This is a genomic window from Streptomyces marianii (assembly GCF_005795905.1).
GTDB lineage: Bacteria > Actinomycetota > Actinomycetes > Streptomycetales > Streptomycetaceae > Streptomyces > Streptomyces marianii.
In genome coordinates this window covers 2,311,639-2,329,657 of sequence record NZ_VAWE01000001.1, presented here as the reverse complement: position 1 = coordinate 2,329,657, position 18,019 = coordinate 2,311,639, and the positions used below count along the sequence as shown (strand labels likewise).

The window sequence follows — 18,019 nt, the reverse complement described above, 5'->3', positions numbered from 1 at the left end:
GATACCGTCGATGACCTGTGGCATCGGCGAAGAAAGCAGACGAAACATGTCGCACGTGCTCGACGCCGTCAATGCCGCCTCGCTGCGGACCGACCTCCCCGCCTTCCGTCCCGGTGACACCGTGAACGTCCACGTTCGCGTCATCGAGGGCAACCGCTCCCGTATCCAGCAGTTCAAGGGCGTCGTCATCCGCCGCCAGGGTTCGGGCGTCAGCGAGACCTTCACGGTCCGCAAGGTCTCCTTCTCCGTCGGCGTCGAGCGCACCTTCCCGGTGCACAGCCCGATCTTCGAGAAGATCGAGCTCGTCACCCGCGGTGACGTCCGCCGCGCCAAGCTCTACTACCTGCGTGAGCTGCGCGGCAAGGCCGCGAAGATCAAGGAGAAGCGCGAGAACTGAGCCACGGCTCACACCCGCGCCCAGCTGAGGCCTCATACGGTTCTTACGGCGGCCGGATAGCATCTGGCCCCGATGGACACCGAAGCACTGCACACGGAGCGCGACCGCTCTTCCGCCCCCGAGACCGATGGGTCCGGCACCGGAGAGGGGTCGCGCTCCGTGCGCGTTCACCGGCGGTTGCCCTGGCGGCGAGCCGGCGCGCTGGGCGGCGTCTGCGCCGTGTTCCTGCTGCTCCTCAGCCACTTCGTGATGCAGCCGTTCCTGATCCCCAGCACCTCCATGCAGCCGGCCCTCAAGGTCGGCGACCGCGTGCTGGTGAACAAGCTCGCGTACCGTTTCGGGTCCGAGCCGCGGCGCGGCGACGTGATCGTGTTCGACGGCACCGGATCCTTCGTGCCGGAGGGCGTGGAGGAGAACCCGGTCAGTGCGGCCGCCCGGGAGGGGCTCGCCTCCCTCGGGCTCGCGGAACCGTCCGACACCGATTTCGTCAAACGTGTGGTGGGCGTGGGCGGCGACCGCGTGGTCTGCTGCGACAAGAGGGGAAGGCTCCAGGTGAACGGCGTACCGGTCGACGAGAGCTATCTGTACGCCGGTGACGCCCCGTCCCATGTGCCCTTCGACATCGTCGTGCCGCGGGGCACCCTGTGGGTCATGGGCGACCACCGCAGCAAGTCGCGTGATTCCCGCGACCACTTGGGCGAACCCGGCGGGGGCGCGGTGCCCGTCGACCGGGTGGTCGGGCGCGCGGACTGGATCGGCTGGCCGCTCGGCCGCTGGTCCACGCTGCCTTCGACGGGCGCCTTCGACCGCGTGACCGCGCCGGACGGTGCCCATGGGTAGCCGCGGGCGGCGTGCGAGCCACCGGTCCGACACCCGGCTGCCCACCGGCACCCGGCCCACCGACGGCGGTCGGACGCTGCCCGGGCGCGCCGAGCGGCGCAGGCTCGCCAAGAAGGTGAAGAGACGGCGCCAGCGCTCCGCCGTCAAGGAGATCCCCCTCCTCATCACGGTGGCGCTGATGATCGCCCTCGTCCTCAAGACCTTCCTGGTGCAGGCGTTCGTCATCCCCTCGGGTTCGATGGAGCAGACGATCCGGATCGACGACCGGGTGCTGGTCGACAAGCTGACGCCCTGGTTCGGCTCCAAGCCCGAGCGCGGCGACGTCGTCGTCTTCAGGGACCCCGGCGGCTGGCTCCAGGAGGAGCAGACGCCGCGCAGGGACGACCCGGTCGTCGTCAAACAGGCCAAGGACGTGCTGACCTTCATCGGCCTGCTGCCGTCCGAGGACGAGCAGGACCTGATCAAGCGGGTCGTCGCCGTCGGCGGTGACTCGGTCAAGTGCTGCGACCGGGAGGGCAAGGTCACGGTCAACGGGGTCCCGCTGGACGAGCCGTATCTGCACCCCGACAACGTCCCCTCGAAACTGAGGTTCGACGTGCAGGTCCCCGAGGGCCGGCTGTTCGTGATGGGCGACCACCGGTCGAACTCGGCCGACTCCCGCTTCCACCTCGACGAGGAGTACAGCGGCACCGTCTCGGAGGAGGAGGTCGTCGGGCGCGCCGTGGTCATCGCATGGCCGTTCGATCACTGGAGCAAACTGGAGGAGAGGGGAACGTATGCCTCGGTCCCCGATGCGCGTGCCGGGACGGCCACCGCACACGGAGCGTCGCATAGTGTGTCCTCCCAGGACCATAAAGGACTGGTCCTGCTCCCGAGCCCTGCGGAACTCCCGCTCGTTATGGGAGTGGTGGGCCTGCGCCGTCTCGGGCGCGGGCGGTTGCGCGGAGTGAGGAGTGGATGTGGGGGATTTGGCGGTGGGCGCACGATCCGGACACGAGGAGCCCGAGGAGCGGCCCGAGCGGTACGTGAAGCCTTCCCCCGGTTCCAGCGGTTCCGGCGGCCTTCCCCCGCAGGGCGACGGCGGTTCGGGAGACGGTGACCCGGCGGACGACGACGGCTCGTCCGGTACCGGAGCGAGGAAGCAGCGGTCCTTCTGGAAGGAGCTGCCCCTCCTCGTCGGAATCGCGCTGGTCCTGGCGTTGCTGATCAAGACGTTCCTGGTGCAGGCGTTCTCGATCCCGTCGGACTCGATGATGAACACGCTGCAGCGGGGTGACCGGGTGCTGGTCGACAAGCTGACGCCCTGGTTCGGCTCCGAGCCCGAGCGCGGCGAGGTCGTCGTCTTCCACGACCCGGGCGGCTGGCTGGACGACACCCAGACTCCCGAGCCCAACGTGGTGCAGCAGTTCCTGAGCTTCATCGGCCTGATGCCCTCGTCGGAGGAGAAGGACCTGATCAAGCGCGTCATCGCGGTCGGCGGTGACACCGTCTCCTGCAAGAAGGGAGGCAAGGTCATGGTCAACGGCAAGGCCCTGGACGAGACGTCGTACATCCGACCCGGCAGCACGCCCTGCGACGACAAGCCGTTCGGTCCGATCAGGGTGCCCGAGGGCCGGATCTGGGTGATGGGCGACAACCGCGACAACTCCCTGGACTCGCGCTACCACCAGGAACTGCCCTACAACGGCACGGTCAGCAACGAGGACGTCGTCGGGAGGGCCGTCGTGGTGGCCTGGCCGTTGAACCGCTGGTCCACGCTGCCGGTTCCGGACACCTTCGACCAGCCCGGGCTGAAGTCGGCGGCCGTGATCGGCGGAACCGTCCCGCCGGGCGCACTCGCGGTGGCCGGTGCGTTGCCGATCGTGCTCGTCCGCCGGAGGAGGCTGACCCGCCGGCGAACCGACGGGTAGGGTGCCGCTCGGACCAGCGATCGTCGGTCCCGGGAGGCAGGGAGCGCTGCGATGAGCGGAACGGGACGTACGGGCAGCGGCCACGGCCGCCTCGGCAGTGTGCTGTCGGGGCTCGCCGTGGCCGTCGGCTGTGTGCTCTTCCTCGGCGGTTTCGTCTGGGGGGCGCTGCTCTACCAGCCGTACACGGTGCCGACGGACTCGATGTCACCGACTGTGGAGCCGGGTGACCGGGTGCTGGCGCAGCGGATCGACGGCTCGGAGGTCCGGCGCGGGGACATCGTCGTCTTCACCGACAAGGTGTGGGCCGACGTCCCGATGGTGAAGCGCGTGGTCGGGGTGGGCGGCGACAAGGTCGCCTGCTGCGAAGCCGACGGCCGGATGACCGTCAACGGCAAGGCCGTCGAGGAACCGTATCTACGCGGCGATGAGCCCGCGTCACCGTTGGGCTTCACGGTGTCCGTGCCCGAGGGGAAACTCTTCCTCCTCGGTGACGAGCGCAGGACCTCCGTGGACTCGCGTTCGCACCTCCAGGAGGCCGGCGAGGGCACCGTGCCGATCGGGGCGGTGAGTGCCCGGCTCGACGCCGTCGCCTGGCCGGTGGGCGGAATGCTGGAACGGCCGCGGAGCTTCGCCGCCCTGCCCGGCGGGATCTCCGAGCCGGGGCCGGTCCGGCCGGTCCTCGCGTCGGTGGCGCTCGGCGCCGTGCTGATCCTGGGCGGGGCCGCCTACGGACCGCTCGCGAAGCTCGCGGGTCGGCGGAGGCGCCCCGTCGGACGGAGCGGGGCGACCGCGGATGTCTGAGGGGCCGTCGGACGGATCGGGCCGGGGGACGTCTGCGGGCGGTCCGGCGCCGGGGACGGCCGCGGAGGGGGCCGGGCGCGCCCTGCGCCGGGTCTCCCGGGTGATCCTGCTCGACCCCGACGACCGCGTCCTGCTGCTGCACGGCTTCGAGCCGGACGATCCGGACGACGACTGGTGGTTCACACCGGGCGGCGGGGTCGAGGGCACGGAGTCCCGGGAGGAGGCCGCGCTGCGAGAGCTGGCCGAGGAGACGGGAATCACGGACGTCGAGCTGGGTCCGGTGATCTGGCAGCGGGAGTGCTCCTTCCCGTTCGACGGACGGCGCTGGGACCAGGACGAGTGGTACTACCTGGCCCGTACCCGGCAGACGGCGACCAGCCTGACCGGCCTGACCCGGCTGGAGCAGCGCAGTGTCGCGGGTCTGAGGTGGTGGACCTCCGCCGAACTGTCGTCGGCACGTGAGACGGTGTATCCGACCAGGCTCGCCGAGCTGCTGCGCACGCTGCTCGATGAGGGGCCTCCGAGTGCGCCTGTGGTCCTGGCCCGGGAAAACGTCTAGGGACACAGGGGGCTGGCGCACAATAGGGGGACGCACGGCTGAAGGGGAACATGCCATGAGCGCCGAGGACCTCGAGAAGTACGAGACCGAGATGGAGCTGAAGCTCTACCGGGAGTACCGCGACGTCGTCGGTCTGTTCAAATACGTGATCGAGACGGAGCGCCGTTTCTACCTCACCAATGACTACGAGATGCAGGTCCATTCGGTGCAGGGCGAGGTCTTCTTCGAGGTCTCCATGGCAGATGCCTGGGTGTGGGACATGTACCGGCCGGCCAGGTTCGTCAAGCAGGTCCGGGTGCTCACGTTCAAGGACGTGAACATCGAGGAGCTGAACAAGAGCGATCTGGAGCTTCCCCAGGGCTGACCTCCACCCGAAGGGGTGGCGAGGTTTTCCACACCGGGCCGGTTCTCCACCAAGATCCACTCGCCGGGACCGCAGGCGTCAGAGTCGGTGCCGGAGGTGGTGCCGGGATGAACGCGACGAGGGCGCTGGGGCGGTACGGGGAGGAACTGGCCGCCCGGCTGCTGGTGGACACCGGGATGGCCGTACTCGCCAGGAACTGGCGGTGCGGACGGGCCGGAGAGATCGACATCGTCGCCCGGGACGGCGACACGATGGTCGTCTGCGAGGTGAAGACCCGCAGGGGCGGCCCGGACGGGCGGATGCCCTTCGAGCATCCGATGGCCGCGATCACATCCGCCAAGGCGGACCGGCTGAGACACCTGGCCGCCTGCTGGCTGCAGCGGCACGGGGGACCACCGCCCCCGGGCGGGGTACGGATCGACATCGTCGGGGTGGTGCTGCCCCGGCGGGGCGCGCCCCAGGTCGAGCATGTGGCGGGGGTGGCCTGATGGGTTTCGCGCGCACCTGCTCGGTGGCGCTGGTGGGGGTCGAGGGCGTGGTAGTGGAGGTTCAGGCGGACCTGGAGCCGGGAGTCGCGGCCTTCGCCCTGGTGGGGCTCCCGGACAAGAGCCTGGTGGAGAGCCGGGACCGGGTCCGGGCCGCCGTCGTCAACTCCGATGCCGAGTGGCCGCAGAAGAAGCTCACCGTCGGGCTCAGCCCGGCCTCCGTGCCCAAGAGCGGCAGCGGCTTCGACCTAGCGAACCTGAGCCAAAGACAGTCCTTCCGTGCCAGGATGAACTATGGCACCCACCGACGGCGCCCGAGCGCTCATCTACTGCCGCATCAGCCGCGACCGGGAAGGAGCTGGCCTCGGCATTCAACGCCAGCTCGAAGACTGCACCGCCCTGGCCGAGAGCCTCGGCCTGACCGTCGTCGGCATCCACGAGGACAACGACCTCAGCGCCTACAGCGGCAAGCCCCGCCCCGGGTACCGGCAACTCCTCGACGACCTGCGAGCGGGCCGCGCAGACATCGTCCTGGCCTGGCATACCGACCGCCTTCACCGTTCTCCCGCGGAGCTGGAGCAGTACATCGACGTATGCGAGCCCCGCAGGATCGACACTCGCACGGTCAAGGCAGGCCACCTTGACCTCTCCACGGCCACGGGGCGCATGATCGCTCGCCAGCTCGGGGTCCAGGCCCGCTACGAGGTGGAGCGCATGGTGGAGCGGCAGCGACGAGCCCGGGATCAGATGGCGCAGAAAGGGAAGCACTTCGGCGGGCGTCGCCCGTTCGGCTGGGAAGCCGACGGTGTGACCACGAACGAATTCGAGCGCAGCCTGATTGCCGAGGCCGCTGACGCGGTGCTGGCCGGCGCGTCCCTGCGATCAATCGCCGCGGGCTGGAACGCGAGAGACATCACGACCAGCACCGGAGCAGAGTGGACAGGGCCGGAGCTGGGCAGCATGCTCCGTCGCGCCCGCAACGCAGGCATCCGCGTGCACCGCGGCCAAGAGGTCGGCCCCGGAGAGTGGGATCCAGCGATCCCTGAGCCCAAGTGGCGAAGCCTGGTAGCGATCCTCGACGACCCGTCTCGCCGGGTCACGCCCGGGAACGAGCGAAAGTACCTCGGTAGCAACCTGTACCTGTGCGGTATGTGCGGTGCCACGGTGCGGGCGTCGACTGCGGGCACCGGACCCGGAAAGAAGCACTGGCCTGCCTACCGGTGCCGCACCGGGAGGCACATCACACGCAGACGTGACCTGCTGGACGACTGGGTCCAACTGGCCATTCTGGAGCGTCTGTCCCGGCCGGACGCCTTGGACCTGTTGGCGGAGCGCGAGGACCCGGTGGATGTGCGGGCAGCTCAGGCCGAGTTGCGGGAGGCAAGGGCCACGCTCGATGAACTCGCGAAAGGGCTGGGCCGGGGCGAGCTGGACATGCGCTCATGGACGGTTGCCTCTGCGGCGGCCAGGGCGCGCCTGGAGTCGGCGGAAAAGACGATGTCTCACGCGGTGAAGGTGAATCCAGTAGTGGGCCTGGTGGGAGCTGAGGATCCGGAAGCGGCCTGGAAAGGGCTTGATCTGTCCCGGAAGCGGGCCGTGATCGCCTACCTGATGACGGTGACCGTGCTCCCTGCTCGGAAGGGGCGGATCCCGGGAGGCGGCTACTGGGATCCGGACGCGGTGCGAATCGACTGGAAGTAGCGGGAACGCAGCAACGCCCCCGCCGAAGCGGGGGCGTCGCGGGCACCTCACAGTCCGCCTGGGGGAGGTGGTTCCGCGAGGGCCGTACACGGGGTGGGCGAGCGGCCCTCCATCTGCTCTACGTGCCAGGGTCGCTCGTCCGTCGCACCGGGCTGGAAGAGAGGCCCCGGCCAGCCTCCATAGGGACGGGGGAAGACTGGCCGGGGCCGGCAGCGGGCGCCCTGTCGTGCACGCCATCGGACGACCCGCTTCGCCGTACCCGGGGCACTGACCGGGCACGGCGGGTTCATGGGCAGGACCACACCTCGACGTCCAGGACGTGCACACCCTGGCGGCCGCGGGCGACACCGCGGTGCACGGCGCCGGTCGTGAGCCGCTTTCCGCAGGAGCAGCACGCGCGGCCGGCGTACTGCTCCCAGCTGAGGGCCTGCGCGGTCGGTACCGGCCTCTCCCGGCAGGGCAGCGCGGTCGGCAGGTACGCGACGTTAGCCGCGGTCACTGCGGCTCCGGTCCGCGGTTCGGCCACGTCCGGCCAGAGGCCCAGTCGCGGTGGTCGCCATCGTGCCCCGGGTCCTCGGTGCACCGATTCGGCGTGCCAGGCTCCCGAATCCAGCAGTAGCAGGGGATGACCGTGCGGCCTGGCGTGGTGAACGGGGCCGACTTCACGATGCCTCCAACCGCACAGGGAGGCCGCGCTGTTCGCGGCACGGGGCGCAGGCGTACAGTGCGACCGGCGGCCCGGACTGCCGCTCGTGGGCGTCCACCAGGCGAGCCGTGCCCGAAGGGCCGTCGTGCCAGTGGCACCAGCCTTGGCCGTCAGATGTGCCCGCGGGGGGCTGGATTCCCGTCTCCATGACCAGGACCGTAGGAACCGGGGCCTGGACAGGTCGCGCCGATTGCGCGGGATTGCGCGAGGCTCAGGGCGGCTTGTCGCTGGTTGCTCACGCAGGTGACAGTTGTGCGCGTGCCCGGGCAATCAAGCGGTGCGCCTTCGGCCCGTACGCCGCGGTTGCGGCGAGCCGGTCCCACACTCGGCCGTACAGGGCGACGTCGTCAGCCGAGTCGTACTGGAGCTCGGTGTTGATGGTCTCCACGACGACGCGCCCCTCATCGAAGATCCAGAAACCGTGCTTCGGGGTCAGCGCGAGGGGCGCCCCGAGCGGAACGATCCCGAGCTCTACGGTGCTCATGCCGATGAGACCGACGAGCCGGTCCAGTTGGCCGGCCATGACGTCCCGCGGGCAGATCAGCGCATGGAGGGCACCCTCCCACACCAGCACTCGAAACAGCTTCCCCGTCTCGTACAGCACCTCTTGACGGCGCATACGGGCGCCAACGGCCTCGTCGGTGTCGCGCGGGGAGCTCATCAAGTCGGCGTTCTGGAGCAGCAATTGACGGGCGTAGTCGGGCGTCTGGAACAGGCCCGGGATGACGGTGGCCTCGTAGCCGCGGGCGGTCGCGGTGCGCCGGTACTCCACCACATACCGATCCTGCACCGGCCGGTGGCCGGCAGCGAGCTGCCGGCGCCACGAGCGTTGCTGCGACTCGAGTCCCCGAAGTCGGCTCTTCAAATCGTCGGCGTGCTCGAGCGCGCCCGCGGCGGAGGCCCAGTCCTCGAGGTCGGACTCCGTTGCGGTTTGCTTGCCATGCTCGAGCCGGGACACCTTCGACGGCTGCCAGCCGAGCCGTTCGGCGAAGGCTTTCCCGTTCAGGCCCGCCTCGGTGCGCAGCTCGCGCAGCCGCGCACCGAGGGCGACCCGTGCGGTCTGGTAGTCCGTGGTCACACGGACGAACGTACCTGTGCCCAGACCTCAGCAGTAGGGGCCGCCATGGGCCAGGCGGCGTCACGGGCACGGCAGGCGGCGAGCACCTGCGCCGGGTCGTCGACCAGCTCGACGCCGATAGTCGTGTCGGTGGCGTCGATGTGCATGCGGACCAGGGTGCGGGAGTCGAACAGCCAGAAGTCCCAGTCCGGCAGGGACAGCCGCTCCGCGTCCGTTCGGGTCAGGACACGGATGTCCTCGCCCGCTTGGACGTTGCCGGCCGCGGTCGCCATGAGGAACCGCTGCCCATCCGTGGGCGGCTCGTCAATGATCCGCACCCGGGAGAAGCGGGCACCGGACGCCGCCTTCTCCCGCACGTTCACGTTCCACGGGTGCTCGGGCTCCGGCTGCGGATCGATCCCGCGCATGAACGCCTGGAACCGTGCGCCCTGCCGATCGGATGCGTAGCCGCGGCGGGTCTCCAGCCGGAACGCGGTGTGCTCGAACTGGCCGAACAGGTGGGTGATCTCCTCAAAGGGGACCAGGGGCACGGTTACTCCTTGGGGGCGAAGCGGGTGAGCAGCTCGCGCGGGATGACGACGGCGGTCTCCAATACGCCGAGGTCCCGCAACTGGGCGCGGTGCTCGGCGTCCACCTCGTCGCCCTGGACGACGATGTCCCCGGTCTCCTCGACCTCGTACAGGGTGGGGCAGTTGCCGTGCTCGGACGTGGTGCCGATGAAGCGAAGCGTCATATCGTCCTCCGTCGTGGCTGATGAGGGCTCCAGCATGCGACGGCCGCGCGGCGCTCGGTGGTCGATTGCGGGGGATTGCTGAGTCCGGCAGCCGAGCCGCTGGTTGCGCGCAAAAGGGCATGACGAAAGCGCCCCTGCCCGGTCCCGGAGGACCAGACAGGGGGCAAGGTTGTTTCAGCGGGCAGCGAGCTGGTACAGGGTGGCCCCGAGTGCGCTGAGACTCACCAGAGCAGCAAGCGACGGTAGTGGCCAACGGGCCTTCTCCAGGCTGTCCAGGCGCGCCTCGTGGTCGGCGAGCTTCTGATCCGTCTGGTCACCGCGCTGCACGAGGAGCGCGAGCTGCCCACGCTGCTCGGCAAACCCCACCTCCATCGTCCGGCGCAGTTCGGCCAGCTCCAACGCGATCTGCGTCGTCTCCGGCGGCGTCACCGGCTACCACCAAGGCGGATGTTCCGCCGAATGATCTCGTGCAGATCCTGGCCAAAAGCCTCCGCGTCGAGGTGCACCTGCACAGTGCCGGCCGGCGGCGGCTGCTTGTACTTCGGCGGCCGGGCCCAGCCGAGCAGCACACCAGCCACGAGCCGCAGTGGCTCCCACTGGAGGCGCTCGGCGGCCTGCTCGGTGAGCCGGAGCAGCAGGTAATAGACGGCGGTCACGGCGGCTGTGACGCCCCCGGCGACCGCCGTGGAATCCACCTCGATGCCGATCGCGCCGGTAACGGTGACGACCCAGCCGACGACAAGCGGCACCACCGTGCGGAGGATGGATGCGAGCAGATTCATGAGTGACTCCGATCAGGCGGTGACAGTGAAGCCGCGTCGGGCGGCCAGCTTCTTCAGGGACGTGGCTCCGGGGATGCCGTCGGCGTCCTTGCCGGAGTAGCCGCACCGGCGCTGCCACGAGGCGTACGCGGTGCGGGTGGCGGTGCCGAAGTGCCCGTCAGCGAGGCTCGGGCCGAGGAGCCCCTCCTTAACGAGGGCCTGTTCCACGGTCTTCACGCCGTAGTAGCTGACCGGGGTGCCGCGCTTCGGCGGGTCGGCCTTCGCGGCGGCGACGAGCCGCGACAGGTCCACCACCGGCCGCGGCGGGGGCTTCGGCGCGGCGGGCGGCTTCGCGGTCGTCTTGCTGGGGATCTTCAGCTTCTGCCCCGGGCGGATCGTGTACGGGGCCTTGATGCTGTTGGCCGTCGCGATGTCCGCCCACGGCACATCCAGCTTCCGGCCGATCGCGGAGAGGGTGTCGCCCTTCTCCACCGTGTACGAGCCACCCTGCACCGGGGGTGTCTTCGGCGGCTGCTCGGGCTCCGGGTCTACGGCGAGCCGGTCAGCGATCCGGTCCCGCACGTCGTCCATGGCGAAGCCCCGCGGGTCGACCTTGCCCGGCTGCCACTCCAGGTGCCCGATCACGCTCCTCGGGCCCCACCGGTGCCAGCGGCAAATCGCGGCTGACGCTCGCTCGATCGCCTCCAGCTGGACGTCCGGCCAGGGGTCCTTGCCGTCGCCGAGGTTCTCGCACTCGAAGCCGTAGAAGTGCCGGTTCCCGTCGGTGTTCGCCTCGTTGTCGGCCGGCAGTGCCGGGGTCTCGGCGATGACGGCGCGCAGGACGTCGCCGTCGCCGGAACCGGCGTGGTTCGCCCGGCCGTAGCCGACCAGGTAGACCGTGCCGTCCTTCGCGATGACGCCGTGGCACAGCGGACCGGGCAGGCCGCTGTAGCCGGTGCGGCAGATGTCGACGGTCCGCTGCGTTCCGGACGTCACGGTGTGGTGGATCATCACCCCGTGCACGGGCCCCCACGGGCCCTTGTGGTTGCGGTTGTGGGTGCGCCAGGTGCCGACCTCGACCACGGTCAGGCCCTCGTCGCGCAGGATGTCCGCCAGCGTCTGCGCTGGCATCGGGTTGGCCATCGTGGGGCCTCCAGACATGAGAAAGGCCCCGGCCGGGTCGGCGCGGGGCGAGAGGGGAAGGCGGGCAGGGTCAGGGCGCAGGGTCCGGGACCTCAGCCCACCGCACGGCGTACTCCTCCGGCGGCAGAGCCTCCTTGAAGATCCGCCCGTAGTGCCGCAGGACGTACCAGCCGCGGGGGATCTCCCGGCGGACGGGGTCCGGCCAGCCGGAGGTGTCGATGACGAGCGTCTCGCTGTCGTCGCTGACCAGGGTGGCGTCCTCCAGCCACTCCGAGGCCAGCGCCTGGCCGTTCGTGCCGTCGTACACCGTCGACTCCACGCGCGGCATGACCAGCGTCATTTACACAACCTCCGTGATCGTCACTTGAAGCTTCGTGTCTGTCTGCTGCCACACCCCGCCGGAGCCGAGCGCAGACGTGAGCGCCCCCTGAAGCTTCAGCGTGTGGCTGCCCGCAGCCGCGAGGGTGCCTTTCCAGCGGCCGGAGATCGTGGCCCGGTCCGCGACCACCATCCCCTTGATGGCCAAGCCGGTATCGGCCACTCCGTCCACCATCAGCCGGCCCACCATGAGGATGGTCGGGCTCGTGCCGACTACGTTCGCGTCGAGCGTCGCCTCCGCGACGTAGGTGGCGTTCGCGGCCTTCGTCGTCAGCGTCACGGTGGCCCCGGGGATGTCTGCATAGGTGGTGGTCGTCGACGTCAGCGCGCCACTGGCTGCCCCTTCGTATGGCGTGGGCTGGACACGGTCCATCTGCCCTGCGGTCACGGTCTGCCCTGCGTAGAACGGCACGGCGTCCCCCTCTCAGAGTGCGAGGCGCATCGGCTGAGCCAGGGACACAGGGGTTCCGCTGGCATGAGATTTGAAGACCCCGGTGACGGAGCGGGTCACCGTCCACCTGGTGGGGTTGAGCAGTACGAAATTGTCGTAACGGACCAGGGGACTGCTGTTGGCGTTTCCGCTGATCAGGATCGACCGCAGGCCGATCAGCGCCGACGTGGAAATGTCCGTATCCGTTGCCGTGGCCTGCCAGGACGCAGGCTCCGGCGCCGACGGTGCCCATGCCTTCGCTTGGAGAAGCGACCCGAACACCCGGAAACGCAGCCGCACATCGGTGTTCGCGGCGTGTGTCAGCGGGACCGTGACCGCGGTCAACTGGGTCTCCGTCCCGCCCACCCGCTTCCGCAGACTGAGCGTGATCGTCTGATCCGTGTTGAACGCCAACCGGGCCGCATACAGATTGTCCGAATCGAGGTAGCGGGTCACGATGCTGCCCGTGATCCCCGCCCCGGTCGCCAGAGCCGACGTCTGCATATCGACCTGTGCGTCCGTGTCGGTGACCGTCTGCGTGAGGAACGACCTGCGGCTGACGTTGACGCTGCCGAGGGTGTGCGTGCCCCGCCCCGAGACCACGTCATAATCCCCAGGCACCGTGCCCCCGCCAAGCCCCCAGGCACCGCCCACATCCGCGGTGCCCCACGAGTCGGTCTGGGCCGCGCTGAAGTCGTCCTCCGCCGCGCCGGTGATCGCGGTGACCGTGACCAGTTCACCTCCGGCCACGACGGCGAACGGCGTTTCGGCCGGATCCCGGGTCCACGTCGGCCCATCTGTCGCCAGCACCGTCCACACCGTGTCTGACGAGCTGACGGCCGCCGTCAGCTCCGACCCGTCCGTGTCCAGTCGCCCCAACACCGGGTCTTCAAGGACCGCGACGTTCCACGGGCCGGCCGGGGTGCACAGGAACGTGATGGTCCACGTCCGCAGCCCCAACGTCTCCGTCGTGCCCTGGACGATGAGCTCGATCGGCCCGGGCGGCAGCCACTCCGGCGGATTCTCGATCACGAGCTTGTCGCCGATGTCCAGCGCCAACACGTCCGGGATCAGATGCGGGGCCTTGTGCAGGCGCACCGTCACCGCCCGATAGCGGGCCTCGTCCCACGTGCCCACGTGCAGATCCCACCCGGCGATCTGAATAGCCTGTGAGTCCAGCGCCAGCGAACGAGACTGGGCATCGTCGTACACGCCGACACCGGCCGGAGGCGGCTGCACCGACAACGGCCCGGACTCCAGCACCACCCGCGCCGAGCTCCCGCCCTCGCGAGTGCGGGTGATGTCGTTGCGGAGGTCCTGGTCGTCCTCCACCGGCTCCAGCGGCGGCGCGACCTCCCCCGCCGCGTAGTCCAGGGCGAGCACCGCGGCCTGGTTGTAGAGGCTGGTGCGGTCCCGGTAGGCCATGCCGATCCGGTCTCGCCGCTCGTACAGGATCCCGCCGTCGGTCTCCGCGCACTGGTACAGCAGATCCAGCAGCTCCACCGGGCGCTGCGGGCCCATGGCCTCGCTCGGGCTCGCCGGGTCGCCGTCGACCCACGTCAGATCGATGGTCGCGGACTCCTCGTTGGACAGCCGGTTCAGGCGGTCCAGGGCGAACTCCCCGGCGAAACCATCGTCCGCGCCGCCGTAGATCGACACCCCCGGGGTGAGGCCCGAGCCCCCCACGTCGAACACGGCCAGATGCCCGATGGCCATGCCCTCCGTCGCCGCGCCCCACGTCCCGGCGACGCCGACCGCCGCACCCCGCGCGCCGGTGATGAGCGTCGCCGACGTCCAGCTCCCGCCCCCGGCGCTGGTGTCCAGCCACCGCGCGCATACGTTGGTTTGTCCGCCCCCGGCGTCGCTGACGTACAGCTGCAGCCGGTTCCACACCCCGGCGAAATCAGCGATCGCGCCCGGGTTGGTGTGCAGGAAGAACGCGAGGACGTCTCCGCCGTTGCGGGCTTCGATGCGGATGCCCGCGGTGGAGGCGTAGACGACGGCCGTGCTCATCGTGGACCCGGCCACGTCCACCCGCAGGATCTCGGTCTGGGAGGCGGGCATCGTCGGCAGGAAGTACACCATTTCGGCGTGCCAGCCGGCTGCGCTGCTCCGCGGCACCGAGCCCCGCATCTGCGCCGGGTTACGCAGTTTCGGGAGCGCTGCGGAGCCGCCGAGGGAGTCGTCTCCCTCGAAGTCGAACCCGGACACGGTCAGCGCGGGGACGTCGGGGACGGCGCTGTACGCCTGCGTGGCGTCCCGGCCCTCCTCCATCGGCCAGTACGCGAGCGGCCCGCCCGCCGGCACCCGGCGGCGCAGCGTGCTCGCGAGCGGCTTCTGCCCCTGCCCCAACCGGCGCTGAATGCCGGACGCCTCCACGGGCGTCCACACGTCCCGGCCGCTCGGGCCCCACTTCGGTTCCCACGTGGGGACCTCGCCCACCATCCGGTACTCCCGGTCGGACACCTCCGCCGCGCCAGCCGTGGTCCAGGTGCGGCCCGCGCCGTCGGCGAAGCTGGTGGTGCCCTCGGCCTTGCTGCGGAAGTCCGGGTTAGCGACGACCGTGCCGCCGATCCCGGAGCGGACCTCCGCCCGGTGCACGCGGCCCCGCAGCGGCACCCGCGGCGGGGTCGTCGTCGGGTCCTCCGGCGCCAGCGACAGCGGCGCGGTGCTGTTGTAGATCGAGGTGGTCGGCGCGGACCCGACGAGGGCGGCGACGAGCGTCCACGGCCCGTCGAGGCTCTCCGCCCAGTACAGCGACGGCGACCAGCCCCCCGACCCGTTGTCGACGTCCACGGTGACCCGCAGAGCAGCACGGCGAGGCAGGCCGGGCAGGACCCACGTCGCGAACCGCTGGCTGGCGGCGGTGCCGTCCGGGGTGTGGAACCACCCCAACTGCCCGTTGAAAACGCGCATCATCCAGCTACGGTTTCCGTCCGTACCCCATTTCCCGATCAGCACCTGAGGCGTCGAGGCCCACCAATCGGCCGTGGCCTCCACCCGGACTTCAATGTCGCCGGTGATGTCCAGCGCTCCGGTGTCCGGGGTGGAGGCGATGTCCGCGACGGCGCCGGTCAGCGCGAGGTAGGACTCCGGGCCCTGCACCGATACCCGCATCTCCGTGTTGCGGCCGAACTGCCCGTACCACGGCCCGCGCGGGTTCCGCGGGCTGTACTTCCCGTCGCGGTTCTTGAACGACGCCGTCGCCCGCGACACGTCGCACCGGGAGTTCCCGTCACGGCGGCCGCGGCTGATGGTGATCGGGTCGCGGGTGAGAGCGTCAGCGGTGACGTTCTCCATCGTGCCGCCGATCTGGAGCTCCACCCGCGTCCCGAGCGGGCTGTCAGGAATCGCCACCGGTTACCCCCTTCGGCCGGTCACGGCCAGCTGTACGTCCCCGCCGCGCTTGTTCACGGCGTGCGCGAGCTCACCGAGGATGAAGTCAGCCCGCGCGCTGCCGTCGCCGCGGATGACGATGACCTGTTGTCGTGCGGCCCGGCCGCCGCCCGTCATGCCCGCGCCGAGCGAAGCCCCGCCCGCCATCGCCCCGACGCGAGGCGGAGTGACGAGGTTGGCCATGGTGCGGTCCAGCACGCCTGCGTTCTTCTCGGCGCCCATCGCGATACCGGGCGGGATCCAGCGGCCGACCTCGCGAGCCATGAGCTTGGAGGGGCTGCTGATGCCGAGTGCGGACGCGATCGGGCCTGGGATCATGCTCTTCGCGAATCCGATCAGGGCTGACTTCAGCCAGCCGCCCATGCTCTTGATGCCGTTCCACAGGCCGCGGATGACGTCCTTGCCCTTGTCGACCAGCAGCGAGCCGAGGTTCCCGAGCCCGGATATGATCTTGCCGGGGAGGCTGCGGATGTAGGAGAGCAGGCCCATGGTGCGGCTGACCACGCCGGACTTGATGCGGTCCCAGTGTTGGATGAAGAACCGGACCAGGGGGATGTTCGCGATGAAGTTCACGATCATCTGGCCGACGCCCCGGATCTTCGACCAGACCCAGTCCCACGCCTTACCGGTCCACTCCTTGATCTTGTCCCAGTTGGCGACGATCAGCGCCGTCAGGCCGATCACCGCAGCGATGATCCAGCCGATCGGGCCCATCGCGATCAGCCACTGAGCGGCCATCGTCGCCGCCCACACAACCGCCCGCGCGGCCATGAGCGCGAACTGCCCCACCGCCATGACCGCAGCCCGCACCACGGCCGCCACCCACGTACCGATCGACACCAGCGCAGAACCGACCCACGCCGCCGCCGTCGTCGCCGCCGACGCGACCGCAGCCGCGCCGATCCGCACGTACGTCATCAGCCCGACGGCCATCATCCGCATCCACCCGGCCACCGCCGTCCACGCCGACGAGGCGATGACCCGGTTCGCCACGGCCACCACCGCCGCGCCCGCGGCGTACAACTTCATGCCGATGGCGACGCTCGCAATCACCGTGGCCAGCGCGGTCAGTACGGGCGTCGGGGTGTTGTTGATGACCTGCGCGAGGGCCTTCGCGATCACCGCCGTGGTGCCGATCAGCGGCGCCAGTGCCACCAGCAGATCCACCGCAGCGGAGCCGAGGAGCCCGAGCGTCGACCCGCCCTCGCGTGCGAGCGCGACGAACTCGGCGAACCCTTCCGAGCCCTTCAGCGACCCGGCCCAGTCCGCGAACGCCGCCGACATGGACACGAGTCCGCCGGTGACGGCCGCCGACTGCGGCAGGAAGGCTTGCATCAGGGAGCCGAACCCGCGCGCGAAGTTCCCGATCGCGGTCAGGAAGTTCCGCAGCGCCGGGCCGGCCGCCGCGGACATGTCCGCCGCCCACTCCTTGAAGCGGGCCGACTTCACCCCCACGGCGATCCGGTCGAGCAGGTCGGAGAACGCGCTGGCTGCGGCCTTCACGAACGGGGTGAGCTGCGGCAGCAGATCCCGCAGGACCCCAATGCCCTTGGTGAACACCGGCATCGTCGTAGACGCGAGACTGTCGGACCACGACTCGTAGTCGCTCTTCAGACCCGCGAACGCCTTCGCCGTCTGCTGCGTCGCCGGAGGCAGCCCCTCCATCGCCGTCTTCGCCGCCGCGTCGGCCTCCGTAGCGGCCCGCTGCGCCGACTCCACGTCCCTGAGCGCCTGCTTGTACTTGTCGCCGCCCTTGGCTGCGAGCTTCGCGGCGAGCTGCTTCTTGAGGAGGACTTTTTCGTGGGCCTCTTCGGCAGCTTCGGCGGCCTCCGTCGCCTCCGTGACCGATTCGAGCTGCGGCTGTGCGGCGGCCTTGAACGCCCCGAACGCCACCCCCGCGGCGACCGCCCCCGCAGCAAGACCCCCGAGCGCGGTCAGCATCGCCGTCGCCGCGGGCACGCCCACCCCGAGCGCCGCCCCGAACTTCGCCGCCGCCTGCCCCGCCGTGAGGAGCGCTTGCCCGGCCGTCCGCGCCGCGGCGGCGAAGCGGGCGCCGATCGTGCGGGCCATGGCGTCCGACTGTGATACGAACCGGCCGTGCATGTCGCGGAGTCGGCCGTCTGCCATGCGCGTGAACCCGGCGAGCCGGAGCTGCGCCTCGTTCAGGCCGCTCCGGAATCCCCGGTCGTCCGCGCGGATGGTGGCGTACAGGTCGCCGATGTTGAGCGCCACTACCGGCCCCCCTTCCGCTTCGGTTGCTTCGGTTCAGGGGGTGCGAAGTGCCGCGACAGACGGCACTCCGTGGAGAGCAACCCGAGAATGCGGATCCGCAACCAC

The 18,019-nt window shown here is 70.2% G+C and carries 20 protein-coding genes and 1 pseudogene; 10 read left to right on the top strand and 11 right to left on the bottom strand.

Annotation, left to right across the window (positions count from 1 at the left end):
* Nucleotides 1-46: 46 nt before the first annotated feature.
* The 10 genes and pseudogenes from rplS to FEF34_RS10385 all read left to right on the top strand — a co-directional run bounded on the left by rplS (nt 47) and on the right by FEF34_RS10385 (nt 7,057).
* Nucleotides 47-397: a 50S ribosomal protein L19 gene (gene rplS, locus FEF34_RS10430; protein WP_017947635.1), complete on the top strand. Its 351-nt coding sequence runs from the start codon at nt 47-49 to the stop codon at nt 395-397.
* A gap of 72 nt (nt 398-469) precedes the next feature.
* Entirely contained in the window at nt 470-1,237 is a 768-nt protein-coding gene (gene lepB, locus FEF34_RS10425; protein WP_138052924.1) for a signal peptidase I, read from the top strand.
* A complete protein-coding gene (gene lepB / locus FEF34_RS10420) occupies nt 1,230-2,336 on the top strand; it encodes a signal peptidase I (RefSeq protein WP_138052923.1) in 1,107 nt (368 codons plus the stop codon). Before lepB (FEF34_RS10425) ends, lepB (FEF34_RS10420) begins: the two co-directional genes overlap by 8 nt.
* Complete coding sequence (gene lepB, locus FEF34_RS10415) at nt 2,263-3,147, top strand: signal peptidase I (protein WP_171052897.1); 885 nt, start codon at nt 2,263-2,265, stop codon at nt 3,145-3,147. Before lepB (FEF34_RS10420) ends, lepB (FEF34_RS10415) begins: the two co-directional genes overlap by 74 nt.
* Before the next feature lie 51 nt (nt 3,148-3,198).
* Nucleotides 3,199-3,948: a signal peptidase I gene (lepB, locus tag FEF34_RS10410; RefSeq protein ID WP_138052921.1), complete on the top strand. Its 750-nt coding sequence runs from the start codon at nt 3,199-3,201 to the stop codon at nt 3,946-3,948.
* On the top strand, nt 3,941-4,507 hold the full coding sequence (locus FEF34_RS10405) for an NUDIX hydrolase (RefSeq protein WP_138052920.1): 567 nt from the start codon (nt 3,941-3,943) through the stop codon (nt 4,505-4,507). The genes lepB (FEF34_RS10410) and FEF34_RS10405 overlap by 8 nt, the downstream gene beginning before the upstream one ends.
* Before the next feature lie 55 nt (nt 4,508-4,562).
* A complete protein-coding gene (locus tag FEF34_RS10400) occupies nt 4,563-4,871 on the top strand; it encodes a DUF2469 domain-containing protein (RefSeq protein WP_017947641.1) in 309 nt (102 codons plus the stop codon).
* 107 nt (nt 4,872-4,978) lie between these two features.
* Nucleotides 4,979-5,359, top strand: coding sequence for a YraN family protein (locus tag FEF34_RS10395; RefSeq protein ID WP_138052919.1), 381 nt, complete (start codon nt 4,979-4,981; stop codon nt 5,357-5,359).
* Nucleotides 5,359-5,610 (top strand): annotated as a pseudogene (locus FEF34_RS10390) (magnesium chelatase domain-containing protein); the annotation flags it as partial. The gene FEF34_RS10395 and the pseudogene FEF34_RS10390, both read left to right, overlap by 1 nt.
* 40 nt (nt 5,611-5,650) lie before the next feature.
* The gene (locus tag FEF34_RS10385) at nt 5,651-7,057 is read left to right on the top strand and encodes a recombinase family protein (RefSeq protein WP_138052918.1); all 1,407 of its coding nucleotides are present in this window, start codon (nt 5,651-5,653) and stop codon (nt 7,055-7,057) included.
* A gap of 286 nt (nt 7,058-7,343) precedes the next feature.
* On the opposite strand, the gene FEF34_RS10380 is transcribed toward FEF34_RS10385, so the two are convergent.
* The 11 genes from FEF34_RS10380 to FEF34_RS10325 form a co-directional block, all read right to left on the bottom strand.
* Nucleotides 7,344-7,556, bottom strand: coding sequence for a hypothetical protein (locus FEF34_RS10380; protein WP_138052917.1), 213 nt, complete (start codon nt 7,554-7,556; stop codon nt 7,344-7,346).
* Nucleotides 7,557-7,998: 442 nt separating this feature from the next.
* Entirely contained in the window at nt 7,999-8,841 is an 843-nt protein-coding gene (locus tag FEF34_RS10370; RefSeq protein ID WP_138052915.1) for a helix-turn-helix domain-containing protein, read from the bottom strand.
* A complete protein-coding gene (locus FEF34_RS10365) occupies nt 8,838-9,371 on the bottom strand; it encodes a DUF6879 family protein (protein ID WP_138052914.1) in 534 nt (177 codons plus the stop codon). Before FEF34_RS10365 ends, FEF34_RS10370 begins: the two co-directional genes overlap by 4 nt.
* Nucleotides 9,372-9,373: 2 nt before the next feature.
* Nucleotides 9,374-9,574 (bottom strand): hypothetical protein, encoded by a 201-nt coding sequence (locus FEF34_RS10360; RefSeq protein WP_138052913.1) that lies wholly within the window; start codon nt 9,572-9,574, stop codon nt 9,374-9,376.
* Nucleotides 9,575-9,748: 174 nt separating this feature from the next.
* Nucleotides 9,749-10,003 (bottom strand): hypothetical protein, encoded by a 255-nt coding sequence (locus FEF34_RS10355; RefSeq protein ID WP_138052912.1) that lies wholly within the window; start codon nt 10,001-10,003, stop codon nt 9,749-9,751.
* On the bottom strand, nt 10,000-10,356 hold the full coding sequence (locus tag FEF34_RS10350) for a hypothetical protein (protein ID WP_199800658.1): 357 nt from the start codon (nt 10,354-10,356) through the stop codon (nt 10,000-10,002). Before FEF34_RS10350 ends, FEF34_RS10355 begins: the two co-directional genes overlap by 4 nt.
* 12 nt (nt 10,357-10,368) lie before the next feature.
* Entirely contained in the window at nt 10,369-11,478 is a 1,110-nt protein-coding gene (locus FEF34_RS10345) for an N-acetylmuramoyl-L-alanine amidase (RefSeq protein ID WP_138052911.1), read from the bottom strand.
* 70 nt (nt 11,479-11,548) lie between these two features.
* Nucleotides 11,549-11,818 carry a hypothetical protein gene (locus FEF34_RS10340; protein WP_138052910.1) on the bottom strand — a complete coding sequence of 90 codons (270 nt, stop codon included), beginning with the start codon at nt 11,816-11,818 and terminating at the stop codon, nt 11,549-11,551.
* Nucleotides 11,819-12,268, bottom strand: a complete 450-nt coding sequence (locus FEF34_RS10335) for a hypothetical protein (protein ID WP_138052909.1) — start codon at nt 12,266-12,268, stop codon at nt 11,819-11,821.
* Between the two features lie 12 nt (nt 12,269-12,280).
* A complete protein-coding gene (locus FEF34_RS10330; RefSeq protein WP_138052908.1) occupies nt 12,281-15,643 on the bottom strand; it encodes a hypothetical protein in 3,363 nt (1,120 codons plus the stop codon).
* Nucleotides 15,644-15,646: 3 nt separating this feature from the next.
* Nucleotides 15,647-17,914, bottom strand: coding sequence for a phage tail protein (locus tag FEF34_RS10325; protein WP_138052907.1), 2,268 nt, complete (start codon nt 17,912-17,914; stop codon nt 15,647-15,649).
* Nucleotides 17,915-18,019 lie beyond the last annotated feature (105 nt).

Excerpts from the sequence above, each read along its gene's own strand:
- rplS (WP_017947635.1), top strand. The coding sequence starts at position 47 with ATGTCGCACGTGCTCGACGCCGTCAATGCCGCCTCGCTGCGGACCGAC.
- lepB (WP_138052924.1), top strand. The coding sequence starts at position 470 with ATGGACACCGAAGCACTGCACACGGAGCGCGACCGCTCTTCCGCCCCC.
- lepB (WP_138052923.1), top strand. The coding sequence starts at position 1,230 with ATGGGTAGCCGCGGGCGGCGTGCGAGCCACCGGTCCGACACCCGGCTG.
- lepB (WP_138052921.1), top strand. The coding sequence starts at position 3,199 with ATGAGCGGAACGGGACGTACGGGCAGCGGCCACGGCCGCCTCGGCAGT.
- FEF34_RS10405 (WP_138052920.1), top strand. The coding sequence starts at position 3,941 with ATGTCTGAGGGGCCGTCGGACGGATCGGGCCGGGGGACGTCTGCGGGC.
- FEF34_RS10400 (WP_017947641.1), top strand. The coding sequence starts at position 4,563 with ATGAGCGCCGAGGACCTCGAGAAGTACGAGACCGAGATGGAGCTGAAG.
- FEF34_RS10395 (WP_138052919.1), top strand. The coding sequence starts at position 4,979 with ATGAACGCGACGAGGGCGCTGGGGCGGTACGGGGAGGAACTGGCCGCC.
- FEF34_RS10385 (WP_138052918.1), top strand. The coding sequence starts at position 5,651 with ATGGCACCCACCGACGGCGCCCGAGCGCTCATCTACTGCCGCATCAGC.
- FEF34_RS10360 (WP_138052913.1), bottom strand. The coding sequence starts at position 9,574 with ATGACGCTTCGCTTCATCGGCACCACGTCCGAGCACGGCAACTGCCCC.
- FEF34_RS10350 (WP_199800658.1), bottom strand. The coding sequence starts at position 10,356 with ATGAATCTGCTCGCATCCATCCTCCGCACGGTGGTGCCGCTTGTCGTC.
- FEF34_RS10345 (WP_138052911.1), bottom strand. The coding sequence starts at position 11,478 with ATGGCCAACCCGATGCCAGCGCAGACGCTGGCGGACATCCTGCGCGAC.
- FEF34_RS10340 (WP_138052910.1), bottom strand. The coding sequence starts at position 11,818 with ATGACGCTGGTCATGCCGCGCGTGGAGTCGACGGTGTACGACGGCACG.